We start from the raw sequence: 16,422 nt of genomic DNA on the forward strand, positions 1-16,422 counted from the left end.
GACCCTCCTGCCCGAACAGCGCGTCGGTCTCGGTCCCGCCATAGAGCGAATCCTCGCCGAACGAGCCATAGAGCCAGTCCACCCCCTCGCCGCCTTCGAGCAGGTCGTTGCCGTAGCCGCCGTCGAGGTTGTCGCCGCCATTGTCGCCATAGAGCGAATCGTTGCCGAAGCCGCCGAACAGCGCGTCGGTCTCGGTCCCGCCCTCCAGCCGGTCCTCGTCGTCGCCACCGAACAGCCAGTCCACCCCGGAACCGCCGTAAAGGCGGTCGTTCCCGGTCTCGCCCTCAAGGTTGTCGCCGCCGTTGCCGCCGTAAAGGATGTCGTTCCCGGTCCCGCCCCAGAGCGCATCGGTGTCGTCCCCGCCGTCAAGGCTGTCGTTGCCGGCGTCGCCATAGAGCCAGTCCAGCCCCGCCAGCCCCGACAGCGTGTCGTTTCCCGCCCCCGCGGCCAGGGTGTTGTCCAGCGCGTTGCCCGTGCCGTTCGACGAAAAGCTGGACTTCATCAGCAGGATCTCGAAGTTCGCGCCCAGCGTGAAGGTCGTCAGGTAGCTCTCGATCGTGTCGGTGCCCTCGCCGGCCGCTTCGGTCGGGGCCTCGAGCATGCTGGAGATGACGTAGGTGTCGTTGCCGACCCCGCCGAACATGGCGTCGGTTCCCGCTCCGCCTTCGAGGTAGTCGTCCCCTTCGCCGCCATAGAGCGTGTCGTCGCTGGAGCCGCCTTCAAGCGTGTCGTTGCCCTGATTCCCCGTCAGCATGTCGGCGCCGGCGTTGCCACGCATGAAGTTGGCGACCTCGTTGCCGATCAGGGTGTCGTTGCCGGCCCCGCCGAAAGCGTTCTCGATGACCACGCCACGGGCGATGGTCATGTTGTCCACCAGGCCGCCAATGTCGGAGTAGGTCAGCGCGATCAGCGAGATTTCCTGGTTCACGCTGAAGTTCGAGAAGTCGATCGTGTCAATGCCGTTCGAATCGTAGATGGTGAAGGCGATGGGCTGGCCGACATAGACATTCGACGTGGCCGGGATCAGCCCGGTCCACTGGTTCAGCAGGTTCTGCAGGTAGCCGCCGATGTTCGAGTTGTAGCCGTAGGTCGAATTGCCGCCGTTCGTGGCGCCCGAGAAGCCGTAGAGGTTCTGGATCGCGATGATGTCCGCGGGCATCAGGGTCGCAATCCAGGCAAAGCTGCCCGGAACCAGCGTGTTGTCGATCTGGCTGAAATACGACATGACCGTCGCCAGCCAGCTGTCATTGTCGTAGAGGTTGTCGACGCCAAAGACCGCATTGCCGTTGTAGTTGCCGGCGTGGCCGAGACCCAGGGCATGCCCGATCTCGTGCATGTAGGTCTGCAGCATGTAGCTGTTGAGGTTCAGCTCTGCCCAATCGGCCGGGATGTTGATCGTCGACTGGGTGATCCAGCCATTGGTCGTGCTGAAGCTGGCATAGGCGCCGTTCGGATCGTTGTTGTCGAAGATCAGGTTCGCGTTGCCGGAGGTGCTGGCGATGAAGGTGATGCCCGTGACCTCGGACCAGGCTTCGAGCGCGGCCACCGCGATGGCCTGTTCGGCCGCAGAGAGGCCGGTGACGTTGTAGGTCAGCGACCGCGCGGGGTTCAGCTGGAACCGGTAGGACGTGCCGCCCCAGTATCCGTTGGTCAGCTGTGCGGCGATCTGGTCCCAGGTGAAGGGGGCCGAGACGATCGGACCGGCCGCGGCATCAACGTGCTGGTCCAAGCCGGCAAGGGAATCGTTCGGGTCACGGGTGGCGCAAAGCAGGCACATTGAACTTCATCCTTCGGCTAATGGTTAGCGTGGCGCGCTGGCAAGTATCTTGCGGAACAGGTTTGTGCGCATGGCTTCGGTCATCGCAGTATCCATAATCACGAAGCCGGTAGACGGCATGACGGTCCGCTGGCCTTTTGCGTCGATCCAGGTCGGCACCAGTTCGAGCTGGGTCGCGGTCGCGCGGATCACGTCGATCTCGAGGCCGGGCCCCTCGGTCAGACCGGAGTTCTGCGAGCCCAGGACCCGATAGCCGGGCTCTGCGCCGAGAACGTCAAGAAAATCCGTGCAGATTTCCGCAAGCCGATCGGGATCGACCCGAGCCGAGGACAGACAGGCAAACCGCAGCGAATGCTGCGCGATCGCTTCACCACCGGCCGACACTGCGGACAAGACCAGCACCCCCAGAACCGTCAGCATCCGGCCCGACTGACACGCTACGCGCCACATGCCGATACCTCAACCACCCTCGAAGGCTCAGCGATGCATGCGAACCGTTTCGTTTGTTCGACAGATTTACGGCAAATTGTGGGCATCTGGCAATGCACACGATCCGGCCGCTCTCGTGGCGCAGGCAGGTCCGTGCCATCATGCCTTGCGGCGCGAATCTTGACCTGCTGCGCCGGCTGCCCGGACCCTGCCCGCCCTCAGAGCCGCTCCATCTCGTGCACGGCGGTTTCGCGCAGGGCTTGCAGGTCGGCTATCGCTGCGTCGAGGTCCTGCCGCTGGCGTTCCAGCGCGGCGAGCTGCCGGTCCGCAAGCTGAAGCCAGGCCTCCAGCTGCGGCCTCTCGCCCTTCTTGCCGTAGATAAGGAGCCACTGGCGGATCTCTTCCAGCGAAAAGCCGAAGCGGCGGCCGCGCAGGATCAGCTTCATACGGGCGATCTCGCGCGGGCCGTAGAAGCGGGCGCGGCCCTCGCGCTCTGGGGCCAGAAGCTCGATGTATTCGTAGTAGCGCAACGTGCGCGGGGTCACGTCGAACCGGGCGCACATCTCCTTGAAACTGAGGCGGGTCTCGGCCATGCGCAATCCTCCCGGTTGCAAAGCGTAAGGCCCCGCCCCGGCCTGCGCAACGGTTTCGCCGCGCTTTCCGGGGGTTGCCTTCGCCCGGTCGCGGCGGTTTGATGCGTGCCGAGGACCCCATGACCGACACCAGCGCCACCGCCCGCAATTTCATCAGCGCCCTGCCGCACAGTCATGCGCTGGGGATGCAGCTCGAGGCGATCGGCGCGGGGCAGGCGACGATCGCGATGCCCTACGATCCGGCGTTGGTGGGCGATCCGGAGACCGGCGTGATCCATGGCGGCGCCGTTTCGGCCCTGATGGACACGGCCTGCGGCGCGGCGGTGATGAGCCATCCGCAGGCCGGCATCTCGACCGCCACGCTGGACCTGCGCATCGACTACATGCGTCCCGCAACGCCGGGCCAGACCATCCGCACCAGGGCCGAATGCCACCATGTCACCCGGTCCGTCGCCTTCGTCCGCGCGGTGGCGACGGATGACGACGAAAGCCGCCCGGTGGCCATGGCGACCGGCGCCTTCACGGTGGAGCGCAAGGGATGAGGCCGCCGCCCGAGCCGGTCCACGTCGTCAAGCAGCGGCGGGAGGCGTTGCTGCGCTCGCTGGTCGAGGGGGTGCCCTACATCCGCTTCCTGGGCGTCCAGTTCGACCGGCGCGGCGACGAGCTGACCGCCGTCCTGCCCTTCAAGGACAGCCTGATCGGCAACCCGCGCCTGCCGGCGCTGCACGGAGGCGCGACGGCGGCCTTCCTGGAGATCGCGGCGATGATCGAGCTGTCCTGGAGCACGCTGTGGGAAGGGGTCGAGGCGGACGGCGCCCTGCCCGAGGGGCCGCTGCGGTTGCCCAAGACCATCGATTTCACGGTGGATTACCTGCGCTCGGGCCTGCCGCGCGACGCCTATGCGCGGGCGCGGGTGAACCGGTCGGGGCGGCGCTATGCCTCTGTCCATGTCGAGGCCTGGCAGGATAACCGCTCGCGGCTGTTCGCGCAGGCGACGGGCCATTTCCTGATGCCGCCGGCCGCGCCGAAATGAGCGACATCACCCACGGCCGCGTGCTGCGGATCGCCGGGCCGATCGTCCTGTCCAATGCCACCGTCCCCCTCCTGGGCGCGGTCGATACGGCGGTGATCGGCCAGCTGGGCGACCCGGCGAGCCTTGGCGCCGTGGGCATCGGCGCGGTGATCCTGGCGACGCTTTACTGGGCCTTCGGCTTCCTGCGCATGTCCACCTCTGGCCTGGCGGCACAGGCGCAGGGCGCGGGGGACATGGGCGAGCGGTCGGCGGTCCTGTTGCGCGCGCTGATCGTGGGTGTGGGGGCAGGGCTGGCGCTGGTCCTGGCGCAGGTGGCGCTGTTCGCGGGGGCCTTCTGGCTGGCGCCGGCCTCGGAGACGGTCGAGGGGCTGGCGCGCGACTATCTGGCCATCCGCATCTGGGGGGCGCCGGCGACCATCGCGCTTTATGCGCTGACCGGCTGGCTGGTCGGACTGGAGCGGACGCGGGCAGTCCTGGTGTTGCAGCTATGGCAGAACGGGCTGAACATCGTGCTGGACCTGTGGTTCGTCCTGGGCCTCGGCTGGGGGGTCGAGGGGGTGGCGCTGGCCACGCTGATCGCGGAGTGGACGGGGCTTGCCCTGGCGCTGTGGCTGGCGCGCGACGCCTTCGGGTCCGCCGTCCGCGCGGCGCTGGCGCGGCTGGGCGACCGGGTGGCGATCCGGCGCATGTTCTCGGCCAGCCGGGACATCATGGCGCGGACGGTGCTGTTGCAGCTGGCCTTCACCACCTTCGTCTTTCTGGGCGCGCGGTTCGGCGACGTGACGCTGGCCGCGAACCAGGTGCTGATGCAGTTCCTGGAGATCACCGCCTTCGCGCTGGACGGCTTCGCCTTCGCCGCCGAGGCGCTGGTCGGGCAGGCGGTGGGGGCGCGGTCGGTGGCCGACACCCGCGCGGCGGGGCGGATCACGATGCAATGGGGGTTCGGCGGCGCGGCGGCGCTGGCCGTGGTCTTTGCCCTGGCCGGGCCGGTCATCATCGACCTGATGACCACCTCGCCCGAGGTGCGCGAGGCCGCGCGGTCCTATCTGCCCTGGCTGGTCGCAGCGCCGCTGATCGGGGTCGCGGCCTGGATCTACGACGGGATCTTCATCGGCGCGCTGCTGACCGGGGACATGCTGCGGGCGATGCTGGTTTCGGTCGCCGTCTATGTGCTGGCGCTGGCCGTGCTTGTGCCATGGGCGGGGAATCACGGGCTCTGGGCCGCGCTGATGGTGATGAACGGGGCGCGGACGCTGGCGATGGGGCGGCTGTATCCCAAGGTCCTGGCCCTGCCCGCGCGGGCCTGAGCCGCCGCGTCAGCCCGCTTGAGGCTTGCCTTCCCCCCGGCCCGCCTGCCATGATCGCCCGCCAAAGGGGAGCATCATGCGGAAATTCCTCGTCGTGCTGGACGACAGTCGCGAGTGTCTGAATGCCATGCGGTTCGCCGCGCTGCGGGCGGCCCATACCGGGGGCGGAGTCACGATCCTGTCGGTCGTGCCGCCGGAAGAGTTCCAGACCTGGATGGGCGTGGCCGACCTGATGCGGGCCGAGGCGCGCGAGCGGATCGAGGCGCATTTCGAGGTCTTCGCCAAATGGATGCGCGACAAGCAGGGGGTGAACCCGGAGCTTGTGATCCGCGAGGGCGACCCGGTGAACGAGATCCTCGCCCTGGTCAAGGAAGACCCGGAGATCGGCGTCCTGGTCCTGGGCGCGGGCACCGACAAGGCGGGGCCGGGGCCGCTGGTCACCGCCATGTCGCGCAATTCCGGCAACCTGCCGGTGCCGATCACGATCGTTCCGGGCGACATGTCGAAGGAAAGGCTGGAGAGCATTACCTGACGCGCGTCGGCCCTCGCGCAGGACCCGGAGCCGATGCCGATCTGGATGTCCGGGCGGTTTGATGCCAGTCTGACAGGCAAACCGACCGGACGGACGGCCACTGTCGAAGGGCCGGTCAGCCATGACGACATCTTTTCGAGGGCGCCCGGAATGCTGGATCTGACGACTGCGGCCCGGAAGCCGGTGCTGGACGTTTCCGGCACCCGCTGCCAGGTCAGGGACAGCGAATGACTGCGCCGGACAAGCCCCCGCGCAGGACCGGGATCGCACATTTCCTGGCCGCTGCCGGCTATTCGCTGGGAGGCTTGCGGCGGCTGGCCCGGGAAAGCGCCTTCCGGCAGGAGGTGCTGTTCATCGCCGGGCTCCTGGTCATCTTCCTGGTCGCCGGGGCTTCGCCGGCCGAGATCGCGGGACTGCTGGCGCTGGGGCTGGCGCTGGTCGCGGTCGAGGCGCTGAACACGGCGATCGAGGTGCTGGTCGATCACCTCTCGCCCGGCTGGTCCGAGTGGGCGAAGGACGCGAAGGACCTGGGCTCGCTGGCAGTGGCCTGCACGATCGGGGCGACCGTGCTTTATGCGGGCATTGTGCTGGTCTTCTAGGCAGAGCCCCTTGCCTGACGCAGGCGCATGGCCGCCATGCGGAAGCGCACATTGGTTCGGCCGGGCTTCGGGACTAGATTGTGCGCCAAGGGAGGAGCCTCTGATCGAAAGGCTCATGCAATGTCCGTCGTTCTGTTCCCAAGCCGCAGCGCCCCGCCCTTTCCCGAAGTGGCAGCGCCATACTACCAGACCGACCGCGCTGCGGATCGGGTTGTCCGGCTGCGTTCGCTGACCGCCGTCGAGCAGATGTATGCCTACTGGGGTTCCGACCGGGCCTGAACCTTAGAACGGTTCCAGACTTGACCTTCGGGGCGGCAAGGCGCATATCCGACAGGAACAGTCGGAGACCGGAACAATGTTCATCCAGACCGAATCCACGCCGAACCCCGCGACGTTGAAGTTCCTGCCCGGGCAGACAGTTCTGGAGATCGGCACGGCCGATTTCCCAAGCGTCGAGGCGGCCGCAAAGTCGCCGCTTGCGCGGCGGATCTTCGCGGCGGGCGGTGTGACGGGCGTATTCTTCGGCACCGATTTCGTGACCGTGACCAAGGCCGACGATGTGGACTGGGCCCATATCAAGCCGCAGATACTGGGCGCGATCATGGAGCATTACCAGTCGGGCCAGCCGGCGATCGAGGGCGAGGGCGCCACCGGCGGCGGCCATGCCGAGCACACGGGCGAGGATGGCGACGTGGTGCGGCAGATCAAGGAATTGCTGGACACCCGCGTCCGCCCGGCGGTGGCGCAGGATGGCGGCGACATCACCTTCCACGGCTTCGACCGGGGCGTGGTCTACCTGCACATGCAGGGCGCCTGCGCGGGCTGCCCCTCCTCGACGCTCACGCTGAAGATGGGTATCGAGAACCTGCTGCGGCACTATATCCCGGAAGTGCTGGAAGTCCGGCCCGTCGCGGCCTGATCCCCTCGTGACGGCTCCTCGCTCCCCTTCGGTCGCTCATCGCGGGGCGGGCGGCGACGAGAAGGCGCAGCCGCACGAGAAGCTTCCCCTGCTGGCCTTCGATACCTCGGGTCCGCATTGCGCGGCGGCGCTGCTGCTCTCGGACCGGCTCATCCTGCGCGAAGAGCAGATGGCCACCGGCCAGGCCGAACGGCTGATCCCGCTGCTGGAGGAGGTGCTTGCCGAAGGCGGCATCGACTGGTCCGACCTCAAGGCACTGGCGGTCGGCACCGGGCCGGGCAATTTCACCGGGGTCCGCATCGCGGTGGCCGCCGCCCGGGGGATGTCGCTTGGCCTTGGCATCCCGGCGGTGGGCGTGACCCGGCTGGAGGCGCTGGCACATGGCTTGCCGCGCCCGCTGGTCGTCGTCGAGGACGCGCGGCGCGATCAGGTCTATGTCCAGCTTTTCCTGCCCGCAGGTCCGGGCCCCGCGCATCTGGCCGACCGCGTGGTCCCCGCCTGCGCGGCCACCGGCTCGGCGGCCGGTCCGAAGGCGCTGCCCCCGGCGATGCCTCTGATCGAGGCCGTTGCACGGATCGGTGCCGTCCGGGCCGGAACGCCGCAGCCCCGTCCCGCACCGTTCTACCTGCGCGGGGCCGACGCGGCGCCGCCCTCGGACCCGCCGCCGGTGATCCTCCCGTGACGCCCGAGACGCTGGCCGCGCTGCACGCCCGCAGTTTCCGCACCCCTCCGCCCTGGACGGCGGCCGATTTCGCCGGATTGCTGGCCGATCCGCTCTGCTTCCTGCTGGTCGAGGGCGACGCGGGCTTTCTCCTTGGTCGCGCGGTCGCGGACGAGGCCGAGCTTCTGACGCTTGCCGTCGCGCCGGAGGCCCGGCGCCTTGGTCTGGGGCGCAGGCTGGTGGCGCGGTTCCTGTATCAGGCGCGGCTGCGCGGGGCCGGGCGGGCCCTGCTGGAGGTGGCCGCGGACAACGCAGCGGCGATCGCGCTCTACGAATCGTCCGGGTTCCATCCGGCAGGCACGCGGAAGGGCTACTACCGGACCGACGGGGGGCAGCGGATCGACGCGCTGGTCATGGCCCGCGATCTGGGCCCCGTGCCGGGTCCCTAGCCGTTCCTGACCAAAGGGTCAGGTTTTTGCCGGTCTCACGCGAATCTGGCTTGACCCCCATCGGGGCTTTGTCGCTAATCATGCCGGACCCCGCCCGCGACCGGTGCTTCCGGCGGACTGGGCGGGCGAGTGTTGTATCAACCGGGAGAACACCCATGAGCCTTATGAAATCCCTTGCCGGGGCCAGCTGCGCAGTCGCCCTGATGGCGGGCGTCGCCACGGCCGAACCGGCGATCATCTTCGACCTGGGCGGCAAGTTCGACAAGTCCTTCAACGAGGCCGCGTTCAACGGGGCGGAGCGTTGGGCGAAGGAAACCGGTGGCACCTACAAGGAACTGGAGATGCAGGACGAGGCCCAGCGCGAGCAGGCGCTGCGCCGTCTGGCCGAATCCGGGGCGAACCCGGTTGTGATGACCGGCTTTGCCTTCGGCGACGTGCTGAACAAGGTCGCGCCAGACTTTCCGAACACCAAGTTCGCCATCGTGGACATGGTGGTTGAACAGCCGAACGTGAAATCGGTCGTGTTCAACGAACACGAAGGCTCCTACCTGGTCGGCATGATGGCTGCGCTGGCCTCGAAGACCGGCACGGTCGGCTTCATCGGCGGCATGGACATCCCGCTGATCCGCAAGTTCGGTTGCGGCTATGCCCAGGGCGTCAAGGCTGTGAACCCGGACGCAAAGGTTGTCATCAACATGACGGGCACCACTCCGGCCGCCTGGAACGACCCGGTGAAGGGCGCGGAGCTGGCCAAGGGCCAGAAGGCTCAGGGCGCCGACGTGATCTACGCGGCGGCGGGCGGCACCGGCGTGGGTGTCCTGCAGGCGGCGGCCGACGAGGGCATCCTCTCGATCGGCGTCGACTCGAACCAGAACTACCTGCACCCCGGCAAGGTGCTGACCTCGATGCTGAAGCGCGTGGACAACGCCGTCTACGAGGCCTTCAAGGAAGGCGAGAACCTGACCCCCGGCATCAACGTCATGGGTCTGGCCAACGATGGCGTGGGCTACGCGATGGACGAGAACAACGCCTCGCTGGTGACGCCCGAGATGCAGGCCAAGGTCGATGAGGCCGCGGCGAAGATCAAGTCGGGCGAGATCGTCGTACACGACTACATGTCGGACAACACCTGCCCGGCTGCGACGTTCTGATCCGGCCCGGGTCGATCTGACAGGTGCCGCGCCAAGCCCTTGGCGCGGCACATTTGCAAAGGGATGCCGCGAAAGTCGCGCAGACAAGCGGCGGGCACCCGGCGGAAACAGGGGGAAGACATGGCCAACCAGAGCGGGGCCGAAGCAGCCTATGCCATCGAGCTGAAGGGCATCTCCAAGGCCTTCGGTCCGGTCCAGGCGAACAAGGACATCAACATCGCCGTGCCGAAGGGCACGATCCATGGCATCATCGGCGAGAACGGCGCAGGCAAGTCCACGCTGATGTCGATCCTCTACGGCTTCTACAAGGCCGATGCGGGCCAGATCTTCGTCAACGGCCAGCTTACCCCGATCCCCGACAGCCAGAGCGCCATCCGCGCCGGCATCGGCATGGTCTTCCAGCACTTCAAGCTGGTGCAGAACTTCACGGTGCTGGAGAATATCATCCTCGGCGCCGAGGAAGGCCAGATGCTGAACACCTCGCTGACCAAGGCGCGGAAGGAACTGGAACGCCTCGCCCGCGACTATGACCTGGAGGTCGATCCCGATGCCCTGATCGAGGACCTGTCGGTGGGGCACCAGCAGCGGGTGGAGATCCTGAAGGCGCTCTACCGCCAGGCCGACATCCTGATCCTGGACGAACCCACGGGCGTCCTGACGCCGGACGAGGCCGACCACCTGTTCCGCATCCTGAAGGGGCTCAAGGAGCAGGGCAAGACGGTGATCCTGATCACCCACAAGCTGCGCGAGATCATGGAGGCCACGGACAACGTGAGCGTCATGCGGCGCGGGACGATGGTGGCCACGGTCAAGACTGCCGAGACATCGCCCGAGCAGCTGGCTGAGCTGATGGTGGGGCGCAAGGTGCTGCTGGAGGTCGACAAGGGCACGGCCAGGCCGGGTGAGGTGGTGCTGAAGGTCGAGGACCTGCGGGTGCGCGACGAACACAAGGTGGAACGCCTGAAAGGCATCAGCTTCGAGATCCGGGCAGGCGAGATCCTGGGGATCGCGGGCGTGGCCGGCAATGGCCAGTCCGAGCTTCTGGCAGCCCTGGGCGGGATGCAGGCCGCGACCGGCACGGCCACGCTGAAGGGGGCCCCCCTGCCCCTGTCCGGCGCCGGGTCCGATGGGCAAAGCCGCCGCAGATCCGGGATAGCCCATGTGCCGGAGGACCGGCATCACCATGGGCTGATCCTGGACTTCACCGCCTGGGAGAACGTGGCCTTCGGCTATTTCAACGATCCCAGATACCAGAAGAACGCCCTGTTCATGGACAATGACGCGATCCGCGCCGATACCGAAAGGAAGATGGCGAAGTTCGACGTGCGTCCGCCGATCCCGACCCTGGCTGCCAAGTCCTTCTCGGGCGGCAACCAGCAGAAGATCGTGGTGGCGCGCGAGATGGAACAGAACCCCGCGCTGCTGCTGATCGGCCAGCCCACGCGCGGCGTGGACATCGGCGCGATCGAGTTCATCCACAAGCAGATCATCGCGCTGCGCGACGCCGGAGCGGCGATCCTTCTGGTCAGCGTGGAGCTTGACGAGATCATGAGCCTTTCGGACCGCATCGCCGTCATGTTCGACGGCCGCATCATGGGCTTCCGCGACCCCGAAAAGACCGACGAGCGCGAGCTTGGCCTTTTGATGGCCGGGGTGACGGGAAAGGGGGAAGCGGCATGAGGATTGACCTGCCCCCCACCCCCATCCCCTCCCCACGAAGGGGGAGGGGAGGCGCGATGCCCGCAATGGCGTTCGTGGTGCCCGACGGATCGACCGGGCGCCTCCCTCCCCCCGCAGTGGGGAAGGGCTGGGATGGGGGGGCTTTCCCCGCAGGAAAACGGAGGGCCGCCTGATGGACCGCTTGCCACGCTGGGCCGATGTCGCCCTTGTCCCCTTCGTCTCTCTGACGCTGGCCGCCTTGATCTCGGCCCTGGTCATCATCGCCATCGGGCAGGACCCCTGGGAGGCGATCAAGGTGATGGTACAGGGGTCGGTGATGAACGCCTACGGCTGGGGCTATACGCTCTACTACGCCACCAGCTTCATGTTCACCGGGCTTGCGGTTACGGTGGCCTTCCACGCGGGCCTGTTCAACATCGGCGGCGAGGGACAGGCGCAGCTCGGCGGCCTGGGCGTGGCGCTGGTCTGCCTGTTCCTGCCCTGGCCGCACTGGACGCTGGCCCTTCTCGGGGCCTCGCTGGGTGCGGCGCTGTTCGGCGCGGCCTGGGCGGCGATCCCTGCCTACCTCCAGGCGAAACGCGGCAGCCACATCGTCATAACCACGATCATGTTCAACTACATCGCCGCCAGCCTGATGATCTTCATGCTGGTCGACGTGCTGCGCCCGCCGGGCAAGATGGACCCGGCCACGGCGAACTTCCCGCCGGAAACCCACCTGCCCAGCTTCAACGAGATCCCCGGCCTGAACCTGGTCTTCACCAGCGGAGTGCCGGCAAACGTCACCTTCTTCATCGCGCTGGCGATGGCGGTGGTGGTCTGGCTTCTGCTGTGGCGCACGCGGCTCGGCTACCAGATCCGCGCCTTCGGCAAGTCGGAACCCGCCGCCCGCTATGCCGGGATCAACCCGACGCGGATCATCATGATCACCATGCTGATCTCAGGCGGGCTTGCCGGCCTGATGGCGATCAACAACGTCATGGGCGAAGCGGAGCGGCTTCTGGGCAACTCGGCCTCCGGCGCGGGGTTCATCGGCATCGCGGTTGCGCTGATGGGGCGCAACCATCCGGTCGGCGTGGTGCTGGCTGCGCTCTTGTTCGGCTTCCTGTTCCAGGGCGGGGCCGAGCTGGGGCTCTGGACCAAGATCCCGATCGAGCTGCGGACCGTCGTGCAGGGTCTGGTGATCCTGTTCACCGGGGCACTCGACATGATGGTGCGGATGCTTCTGACCCGCATCTTCGCCCTCTTCCGCACCCGGAAACTGGAGGCCGCGTGATGGATTACGCAACGCTTCTGCAACTGCTCGACTCGACCCTGCGCCTGGCCACCCCCCTGCTGCTGGCCTGTCTCGCGGGCCTCTATTCGGAACGTTCGGGCGTCTTCGACATCGGGCTGGAAGGCAAGATGCTGGTGGCCGCCATGTGTGCCGGCGCGGTGGCCTTCTACACCGGGTCGGCCTGGGTCGGCGCGCTTGCGGGGATCGCCGGGTCGCTGGTCTTTGCTCTGATCCACGGCGTGACCTCGATCACCTTCCGCGGCAACCAGCTGATCGCGGGGGTGGCGCTGAACTTCCTGGCCTCGGGGATGACCGTCCTGGTCGCGCAATACCTGTTCGGCCAGGGCGGCCGCACGCCGCCGCTCGAGGGCGCGGCGCGCTTCAACCCGATCGATCTGCCCCTGTCCGAGACGCTGAAGGGCGTCCCCGTGATCGGCCCCTTCTACCACGAGGTCATCTCGGGCCATTCGATCCTGGTCTATGCCGCCTTCGCCATTGTCGCCCTGACCTGGTGGGTCCTGTACCGTACCCGCTATGGCCTGCGGCTGCGCGCGGTGGGCGAGAACCCGGCGGCGGTCGATACTGCGGGCGTCAGCGTCCCAGCGCTGCGGTTCTCGGCCGTCATGGTCACGGGCGTCCTGTGCGGCCTGGCGGGTGCCTACATGGCGACCGCCCTGCAGGCAGGTTTTGGGAAAGAGATGACGGCGGGGCGCGGCTACATCGCCCTTGCCGCGCTGATCTTCGCCAAGTGGCGCCCGATCCAGGCGATGTGGGCCTGCCTTCTGTTCGGCTTCTTCCAGGCGCTGGCCACGCGGCCGGACATCGTCGAGGGCATCGTGCAGGTGAAGATCCCGGTGTCCTTCATCGAGGCGCTGCCCTATGTGCTGACCGTCTTCGTCCTGGCAGGTTTCGTCGGCAAGGCGATTCCGCCCCGCGCGGGCGGCGAGCCCTATGTCAAGGAACGCTGATCCGCTTGCCCCTTGCCAAATACTCCACGGGGGTGCGGGGGTGTGAAACCCCCGCTCCGCCGCCAACCAGAAGGAACGCCCCTTGTCCGACGCCGAGACCCTTGCCCGCCTGATCCGTTCCCGCGCCGGCGACGCTCCGGTCGCGCTCGGCCTGATCCTCGGCTCGGGTCTGGGCCATCTTGCCCATGCCGTCGAGGGCGTGGCGATTCCCTATGCCGACCTGCCGGGCTTTCCGCATGTCGGGGTCTCGGGGCACAACCCGAACCTGCATGTCGGCACGCTGGAGGGCGTGCGCGTCGCCGTCTTCGGGGCGCGAGAACACTATTACGAAAACGGAAATCCCCGGGCGATGCTCTTGCCGCTTCAGGTGTTGCAGGCGCTCGGGGCAGAAAGCCTGATCCTGACCAATGCTGCCGGCTCCCTGCGCCAGGACATGCCGCCCGGCAGCGTCATGCTGCTGTCGGACCACATCAACCATTCCGGCATGAACCCGCTGATCGGGGAAAAGACCGATGCCCGCTTCGTGCCGATGACCGATGCGCATGACCCGGCCCTGCGCGCCGCATTGCGCGCGGCGGCCGCAGCGCAGGGGATCGACCTGCCAGAGGGCATCTACTGCTGGTATTCGGGCCCGTCCTTCGAGACCCCGGCCGAGATCCGCATGCTGAGACTGCTCGGCGGCGATGCGGTAGGGATGTCCACCGTGCCCGAGGTGATCCTGGCGCGGTTCCTCGGCCTCAGGGTGGCCGCCATATCGACGGTCACGAACATGGCGGCGGGCCTGTCGGACGAGAAGATCAGCCACGAGCACACCAAGGCCATGGCGCCCCTGGGTGCGGCAAAACTGGAACGGATCCTGAGGGAATTCCTGCGCTCACGGAATTGAGACGTCAGGGCGTTTGACATCCCCCGCAAAGCCGCGCAACCCTTTGAACATTCCGCCGCTTTGCCCCCGAATGGGCCGCTCTTGATGCAGCTTTACCTCCCGATCGCCGAGGTTTCGGTCAACGCCTTCCTCATCCTGGGTCTGGGCGGGATCGTGGGCTTCCTGTCGGGCATGTTCGGGGTGGGCGGGGGCTTCCTCATCACGCCGCTTCTCTTCTTCATCGGCGTCCCCCCTGCGGTGGCTGTGGCCACCGGGGCGAACCAGGTGGTCGCCTCGTCGATCTCGGGCGTCCTTGCGCAGCTGAGGCGCAAGGGCGTCGATTTCACCATGGGCACCGTCCTCCTGATCGGAGGCGTCATCGGCTCGGCCATCGGGGTCTGGATCTTCGCCTGGATGACGCGGCAAGGACAGATCGACCTCTTCGTCCAGCTGTCCTATGTCATCTTCCTGGGCCTCATCGGTGCGATGATGTTCCAGGAAAGCCTGCGCAGCCTCTTGCGCAACCGCAAGAGCGGCGGGACGACCGTGCGCCGAGCGCATGTCCATTCCTGGGCGCATGGCCTGCCCTTCAAGATCAAGTTCCGCGCCTCGGGGCTTTACATCAGCGTGATCCCGCCGCTCCTGATCGGGGTGGCGGTGGGGATCCTTTCGGCCGTCATGGGCGTGGGCGGCGGATTCATCCTTGTGCCGGCGATGATCTATCTTCTGGGCATGCCGACGAAGGTCGTGATCGGCACCTCGCTGTTCCAGATCATCTTCGTCACCGCCTTCACCACCGTCATGCATGCCGTCACCAGCCAGACGGTGGACATCATGCTGGCGCTTCTCCTGATCCTCGGCGGCGTGGTCGGGGCGCAGATCGGCACGCAGGTCGGCGTGCGGCTGAAGGCCGAACAACTCCGGATCCTCTTGTCGCTGCTGGTGCTGGCGGTGTCGATCCGCATCGCCTTCGATCTGCTGCTGACGCCGTCCGAGCTGTATTCGGTCGCCGGGGTGCTGCCGTGATCCGCGCGCTGGCCCTGTGTCTGGCGCTGGCGCTGCCCGCGGCGGCGCAGGAGGTGATCGTCGCCGGGCTGAGCCAGAACCGCGTCTCGATCACCGCCGATTTCGACGGGTCCGAGATCCTGATCTACGGCGCGGTCAAGCGCGATGCTCCGCCGCCGGAAGGCGCGCCGCTGGAGGTCATCGTCACGGTCGAAGGCCCCTCGACCGCTGTGGACGTGCGTCGCAAGGGGCGCGTTGCCGGGATCTGGGTCAACACCGCCTCGGTCAGAATCGACAGCGCGCCGAGCTTCTACGCGGTGGCCACCACCGGCCCCCTGCGGCACATTCTCTCGGACACGGACAACCTGCGCTACGGCATCTCGGTCGATCGGGTGATCCGCGCCATCGGCATAGCGGCCGAGGCAGACGGGTCGGGAGAGTTCGTCAAGGCGCTGATGCGTGTGCGGACCAGAGAAGGACGCTACCGACTGCTGGAAGGCAAGGTGGAGCTGACCGAGGACACGCTGTTCCGCACCGACATCATCCTGCCGTCGAACCTGACGGAGGGGGAATACAAGGTCCGGTTGTTCCTCTTGCGCGACAAGCGGGTGATCGCCACGCAGGATCGGGTGATCGGGGTGCGGAAGGAAGGGCTGGAGCGGTTCCTGTACAACCTGGCGCAGGAACGGCCGCTGATCTACGGTTTCCTGTCGTTGGTCCTGGCTGCCGTTGCCGGCTGGGGCGCCTCGGCCGCCTTCCGGCTGCTGCGGCCCTGACCGCGCGGATCCCCGCCCGGCTCCTCGTCCGATTTCGTCGGCTCGTCGCGGGCGAGGAGGGACGAAGTCACCGACGAGCAGTCAGCCGGGTCATTTCTTCCTGGCCAGTGCCGCCTCGAGCGCCGCGATACGCGCCTCCAGCGCCGCGTTCTCCTCGCGCGCCTTCTGCGCCATGGCGCGGGCGGCGTCGAACTCTTCGCGCGTCACGAAGTCGCGGTCGGCCATCCAGCGGTCGATCCAGCTCTTGAACGCCGTCTCGGCCTCGGTCTTGGCACCCTGGGCCACGCCCATCGCGTTGGTCATGAGCTGGCTCATGTCGTCGAGGAACTTGTTGCGGGTCTGCATGGGCCGTCTCCTCTGCTTTCGCCCTATATGGCCCCGCCCGTCCGGCAGGGCAAGCCACAG

Annotated in this window: 21 protein-coding genes; 17 read left to right on the forward strand and 4 right to left on the reverse strand. The window is 67.3% G+C overall.

Features of this window, described 5'->3' with window-relative positions; all coding sequences use genetic code 11:
* The 3 genes from FL625_RS13420 to FL625_RS13430 all read right to left on the reverse strand — a co-directional run.
* Window positions 1-1,729 (reverse strand): M10 family metallopeptidase (locus tag FL625_RS13420; RefSeq protein WP_160147781.1); only part of this gene is annotated, 1,729 nt, incomplete at its 3' end.
* Window positions 1,730-1,801: 72 nt separating this feature from the next.
* Complete coding sequence (locus FL625_RS13425; protein WP_149589195.1) at window positions 1,802-2,197, reverse strand: hypothetical protein; 396 nt, start codon at window positions 2,195-2,197, stop codon at window positions 1,802-1,804.
* A gap of 227 nt (window positions 2,198-2,424) precedes the next feature.
* Window positions 2,425-2,799 carry a MerR family transcriptional regulator gene (locus tag FL625_RS13430; protein WP_149589196.1) on the reverse strand — a complete coding sequence of 125 codons (375 nt, stop codon included), beginning with the start codon at window positions 2,797-2,799 and terminating at the stop codon, window positions 2,425-2,427.
* A gap of 119 nt (window positions 2,800-2,918) precedes the next feature.
* Between FL625_RS13430 and FL625_RS13435 the strand changes: the two genes are divergently transcribed.
* From FL625_RS13435 to FL625_RS13510, 17 genes are all read left to right on the forward strand, one after another.
* Window positions 2,919-3,341: a PaaI family thioesterase gene (locus FL625_RS13435; RefSeq protein ID WP_149589197.1), complete on the forward strand. Its 423-nt coding sequence runs from the start codon at window positions 2,919-2,921 to the stop codon at window positions 3,339-3,341.
* A complete protein-coding gene (locus FL625_RS13440; protein WP_149589198.1) occupies window positions 3,338-3,832 on the forward strand; it encodes a PaaI family thioesterase in 495 nt (164 codons plus the stop codon). The genes FL625_RS13435 and FL625_RS13440 overlap by 4 nt, the downstream gene beginning before the upstream one ends.
* Entirely contained in the window at window positions 3,829-5,139 is a 1,311-nt protein-coding gene (locus FL625_RS13445; RefSeq protein WP_149589199.1) for an MATE family efflux transporter, read from the forward strand. The genes FL625_RS13440 and FL625_RS13445 overlap by 4 nt, the downstream gene beginning before the upstream one ends.
* A gap of 76 nt (window positions 5,140-5,215) precedes the next feature.
* Window positions 5,216-5,671, forward strand: coding sequence for a universal stress protein (locus FL625_RS13450; RefSeq protein ID WP_149589200.1), 456 nt, complete (start codon window positions 5,216-5,218; stop codon window positions 5,669-5,671).
* 33 nt (window positions 5,672-5,704) lie between these two features.
* The gene (locus tag FL625_RS13455; protein WP_149589201.1) at window positions 5,705-5,902 is read left to right on the forward strand and encodes a hypothetical protein; all 198 of its coding nucleotides are present in this window, start codon (window positions 5,705-5,707) and stop codon (window positions 5,900-5,902) included.
* A complete protein-coding gene (locus FL625_RS13460) occupies window positions 5,899-6,270 on the forward strand; it encodes a diacylglycerol kinase (protein ID WP_149589202.1) in 372 nt (123 codons plus the stop codon). Before FL625_RS13455 ends, FL625_RS13460 begins: the two co-directional genes overlap by 4 nt.
* A gap of 120 nt (window positions 6,271-6,390) precedes the next feature.
* Complete coding sequence (locus tag FL625_RS18095; RefSeq protein WP_160147782.1) at window positions 6,391-6,549, forward strand: hypothetical protein; 159 nt, start codon at window positions 6,391-6,393, stop codon at window positions 6,547-6,549.
* Between the two features lie 76 nt (window positions 6,550-6,625).
* Window positions 6,626-7,189 carry a NifU family protein gene (locus tag FL625_RS13465; RefSeq protein ID WP_149589203.1) on the forward strand — a complete coding sequence of 188 codons (564 nt, stop codon included), beginning with the start codon at window positions 6,626-6,628 and terminating at the stop codon, window positions 7,187-7,189.
* An 88-nt stretch (window positions 7,190-7,277) separates the two neighbouring features.
* On the forward strand, window positions 7,278-7,871 hold the full coding sequence (tsaB, locus tag FL625_RS13470; RefSeq protein WP_149589284.1) for a tRNA (adenosine(37)-N6)-threonylcarbamoyltransferase complex dimerization subunit type 1 TsaB: 594 nt from the start codon (window positions 7,278-7,280) through the stop codon (window positions 7,869-7,871).
* A complete protein-coding gene (gene rimI, locus FL625_RS13475) occupies window positions 7,868-8,299 on the forward strand; it encodes a ribosomal protein S18-alanine N-acetyltransferase (RefSeq protein WP_149589204.1) in 432 nt (143 codons plus the stop codon). The genes tsaB and rimI overlap by 4 nt, the downstream gene beginning before the upstream one ends.
* Before the next feature lie 155 nt (window positions 8,300-8,454).
* Window positions 8,455-9,450 carry a BMP family lipoprotein gene (locus tag FL625_RS13480; RefSeq protein ID WP_149589205.1) on the forward strand — a complete coding sequence of 332 codons (996 nt, stop codon included), beginning with the start codon at window positions 8,455-8,457 and terminating at the stop codon, window positions 9,448-9,450.
* Window positions 9,451-9,570: 120 nt separating this feature from the next.
* Window positions 9,571-11,130: an ABC transporter ATP-binding protein gene (locus FL625_RS13485; RefSeq protein WP_149589206.1), complete on the forward strand. Its 1,560-nt coding sequence runs from the start codon at window positions 9,571-9,573 to the stop codon at window positions 11,128-11,130.
* Window positions 11,131-11,302: 172 nt separating this feature from the next.
* On the forward strand, window positions 11,303-12,403 hold the full coding sequence (locus FL625_RS13490; protein ID WP_149589207.1) for an ABC transporter permease: 1,101 nt from the start codon (window positions 11,303-11,305) through the stop codon (window positions 12,401-12,403).
* Entirely contained in the window at window positions 12,403-13,371 is a 969-nt protein-coding gene (locus FL625_RS13495; RefSeq protein ID WP_149589208.1) for an ABC transporter permease, read from the forward strand. Before FL625_RS13490 ends, FL625_RS13495 begins: the two co-directional genes overlap by 1 nt.
* An 82-nt stretch (window positions 13,372-13,453) precedes the next feature.
* Complete coding sequence (locus FL625_RS13500; RefSeq protein ID WP_149589209.1) at window positions 13,454-14,257, forward strand: purine-nucleoside phosphorylase; 804 nt, start codon at window positions 13,454-13,456, stop codon at window positions 14,255-14,257.
* Window positions 14,258-14,341: 84 nt separating this feature from the next.
* A complete protein-coding gene (locus FL625_RS13505) occupies window positions 14,342-15,262 on the forward strand; it encodes a sulfite exporter TauE/SafE family protein (RefSeq protein WP_149589210.1) in 921 nt (306 codons plus the stop codon).
* Window positions 15,259-16,017 (forward strand): TIGR02186 family protein, encoded by a 759-nt coding sequence (locus FL625_RS13510; RefSeq protein WP_149589211.1) that lies wholly within the window; start codon window positions 15,259-15,261, stop codon window positions 16,015-16,017. Before FL625_RS13505 ends, FL625_RS13510 begins: the two co-directional genes overlap by 4 nt.
* A gap of 90 nt (window positions 16,018-16,107) precedes the next feature.
* Here the strand turns inward: FL625_RS13510 and FL625_RS13515 are convergent, their stop codons facing one another.
* Entirely contained in the window at window positions 16,108-16,362 is a 255-nt protein-coding gene (locus tag FL625_RS13515) for an accessory factor UbiK family protein (RefSeq protein WP_149589212.1), read from the reverse strand.
* Window positions 16,363-16,422: the final 60 nt, after the last annotated feature.

The sequence above is a fragment of the Tabrizicola flagellatus genome (assembly GCF_008271465.1).
Lineage (GTDB): Bacteria > Pseudomonadota > Alphaproteobacteria > Rhodobacterales > Rhodobacteraceae > Tabrizicola > Tabrizicola flagellata.

What these genes read in the sequence shown, in the direction of transcription:
- FL625_RS13425 (WP_149589195.1), bottom strand. Translation starts at nt 2,197, where the DNA reads ATGCTGACGGTTCTGGGGGTGCTGGTCTTGTCCGCAGTGTCGGCCGGT.
- FL625_RS13430 (WP_149589196.1), bottom strand. Translation starts at nt 2,799, where the DNA reads ATGGCCGAGACCCGCCTCAGTTTCAAGGAGATGTGCGCCCGGTTCGAC.
- FL625_RS13435 (WP_149589197.1), top strand. Translation starts at nt 2,919, where the DNA reads ATGACCGACACCAGCGCCACCGCCCGCAATTTCATCAGCGCCCTGCCG.
- FL625_RS13440 (WP_149589198.1), top strand. Translation starts at nt 3,338, where the DNA reads ATGAGGCCGCCGCCCGAGCCGGTCCACGTCGTCAAGCAGCGGCGGGAG.
- FL625_RS13445 (WP_149589199.1), top strand. Translation starts at nt 3,829, where the DNA reads ATGAGCGACATCACCCACGGCCGCGTGCTGCGGATCGCCGGGCCGATC.
- FL625_RS13450 (WP_149589200.1), top strand. Translation starts at nt 5,216, where the DNA reads ATGCGGAAATTCCTCGTCGTGCTGGACGACAGTCGCGAGTGTCTGAAT.
- FL625_RS13455 (WP_149589201.1), top strand. Translation starts at nt 5,705, where the DNA reads ATGCCGATCTGGATGTCCGGGCGGTTTGATGCCAGTCTGACAGGCAAA.
- FL625_RS13460 (WP_149589202.1), top strand. Translation starts at nt 5,899, where the DNA reads ATGACTGCGCCGGACAAGCCCCCGCGCAGGACCGGGATCGCACATTTC.
- FL625_RS18095 (WP_160147782.1), top strand. Translation starts at nt 6,391, where the DNA reads ATGTCCGTCGTTCTGTTCCCAAGCCGCAGCGCCCCGCCCTTTCCCGAA.
- FL625_RS13465 (WP_149589203.1), top strand. Translation starts at nt 6,626, where the DNA reads ATGTTCATCCAGACCGAATCCACGCCGAACCCCGCGACGTTGAAGTTC.
- FL625_RS13480 (WP_149589205.1), top strand. Translation starts at nt 8,455, where the DNA reads ATGAGCCTTATGAAATCCCTTGCCGGGGCCAGCTGCGCAGTCGCCCTG.
- FL625_RS13485 (WP_149589206.1), top strand. Translation starts at nt 9,571, where the DNA reads ATGGCCAACCAGAGCGGGGCCGAAGCAGCCTATGCCATCGAGCTGAAG.
- FL625_RS13490 (WP_149589207.1), top strand. Translation starts at nt 11,303, where the DNA reads ATGGACCGCTTGCCACGCTGGGCCGATGTCGCCCTTGTCCCCTTCGTC.
- FL625_RS13495 (WP_149589208.1), top strand. Translation starts at nt 12,403, where the DNA reads ATGGATTACGCAACGCTTCTGCAACTGCTCGACTCGACCCTGCGCCTG.
- FL625_RS13505 (WP_149589210.1), top strand. Translation starts at nt 14,342, where the DNA reads ATGCAGCTTTACCTCCCGATCGCCGAGGTTTCGGTCAACGCCTTCCTC.
- FL625_RS13515 (WP_149589212.1), bottom strand. Translation starts at nt 16,362, where the DNA reads ATGCAGACCCGCAACAAGTTCCTCGACGACATGAGCCAGCTCATGACC.